The organism is Thermocladium sp. ECH_B (assembly GCA_001516585.1).
In the GTDB taxonomy this organism is placed as follows: Archaea; Thermoproteota; Thermoprotei; order Thermoproteales; family Thermocladiaceae; genus Thermocladium.
Window position 1 is genome coordinate 1 of the sequence record LOBW01000134.1, and the last position, 1,646, is coordinate 1,646.

At 46.3% G+C, this 1,646-nt stretch carries 2 protein-coding genes and 1 tRNA gene; all 3 read left to right on the top strand.

What is annotated here, in order from left to right; translation table 11 throughout:
- The first annotated feature begins 328 nt into the window (after window positions 1–328).
- The 3 genes from AT710_09715 to AT710_09725 all read left to right on the top strand — a co-directional run bounded on the left by AT710_09715 (window position 329) and on the right by AT710_09725 (window position 1,245).
- A complete protein-coding gene (locus tag AT710_09715) occupies window positions 329–526 on the top strand; it encodes a hypothetical protein (protein KUO89898.1) in 198 nt (65 codons plus the stop codon).
- Between the two features lie 170 nt (window positions 527–696).
- Complete coding sequence (locus AT710_09720; protein ID KUO89899.1) at window positions 697–999, top strand: translation initiation factor IF-1A; 303 nt, start codon at window positions 697–699, stop codon at window positions 997–999.
- 166 nt (window positions 1,000–1,165) lie between these two features.
- Window positions 1,166–1,245 (top strand) — tRNA-Arg (locus AT710_09725).
- Window positions 1,246–1,646 lie beyond the last annotated feature (401 nt).

The following is a 1,646-nucleotide window of genomic DNA, read 5'->3' on the forward strand; positions in this document are numbered from 1 at the left end:
CTGCCTATTAACCGGATTAAAAACTTATATTTCCTTGCTTGTTCCCCTTGACGAGATGCCAACTAACCTGCCTCCGGAGGCAGGTTAGTTGGCATCTCGTCAAGGGGAACAAGCAAGGAAATATAAGTTTTTAATCCGGTTAATAGGCAGCAGCGAGTGACCATGCGTAGGGTTCTAAGCTTACTGCTCCTCCTAATACTAGTGATTAGGATGGCTGGTAAGGGGGATCTAGCGAAGGCGGCGAAGCGAGGAGAGGAGAGAATACGGAGGAGGCTGAGGCAATGATTGGGGAACCCCTTTTTAATGCATTCATGAGGGGGGATAAATAATGGCTCTACCCCTAGTTGAGACGACGAAGTGCCTTAATCCATACATGAACGGAATAAGGGGATTAATAGTTGAGAAGAGGAGGAACTCGTTTCTAATATTAACCCAGAACGGCGCCATTAAGGTAGTGCCCAGAAACCAGTGCTGGTTCTACGTCTATAGGGGAAACTGCATAAAACTAGAAAGGGAGCCCTCCTAAGAACGGGCTCATCCATGCTTGCGGAATCATTAACTCACCCGATAAGGAGCCTTATCCCTCTAGGGGCTGGGAAGCCATCAGCTTCATTGCCAAAGCCCTCGTTTGGTAGTTTACTGCCCTGAATCGATGAGGGGAAACCGTTAAATACGTGGATGCTCGCTGTTCCCTGAATGTCAAGTCAAAGAATTAGATTACCTGAGGAGGGGGAGCTAATAGCTAAGGTAACCGATATAGTTGGAGATGATAGAGTTAAGGTAATGTGTGAAGATGGGAAAGCCAGGATAGCTAGAATACCTGGAAAGTACAGGAGAAGAATGTGGATGAGGGTAGGAGATTACGTCCTAGTTATTCCTTGGGACTTCGAGCCAAATAAGGCTGATGTCGTATATAAGTACGAGAGAAACGAAATAAGCGAGTTAAGGAAAAGCGAGCACGGCGAGAAAGTAGCCAGGATAGATGAATTAACAGGCTAGATTCACCTTCCTTAAAGATGGCTCCGTCAACATGCCTAGGGTTCAACCCCTATGGCTTCACTTGCCCCAAGCGTATGTAGCTTAAACCTACTTCATCCCTAGAAGAAGCGAGATTCACCGTTTGTTTTATCAATGTTTTTAAACGCTGAGCAACACGCTTCTTTAGGGACCCGTAGCTCAGCATGGAATCAGAGCGACGGCCTCCGGAGCCGTAGGCCGTGGGTTCAAATCCCACCGGGTCCGCCAGAGAATGATCTTAACTCTCATTCTTGTAATTCTGTTCCTGCTCACCATGCATACCACCATGAACCGCCGTGCATACCGGCATTGCACAACGGTACCGGTATGCATGTGGTGGTTGCCTGTGGCCGATTAATTGAGTTTAATAGCATAGTCCATTAAAGGCATTTACCTTTAAAATGTTTTGTTTATTCGTTGAGTAATCGCCAATACTGCGTTGAATTCGCACCGAGGCTTTGAGCCTGTGGGCGCCTAAATCAACCACGTGAAGCACCCCCACACGAATATCATCAGCGCAAGCGCCGTCATGAGTAATGCTAATAGTCTCATTACAAATAGTCTCATGTGCGAAGTGGGAATGAATTGATTCTTATCTTATTATTGGTTTAACTCATGTTTAGGTTGTT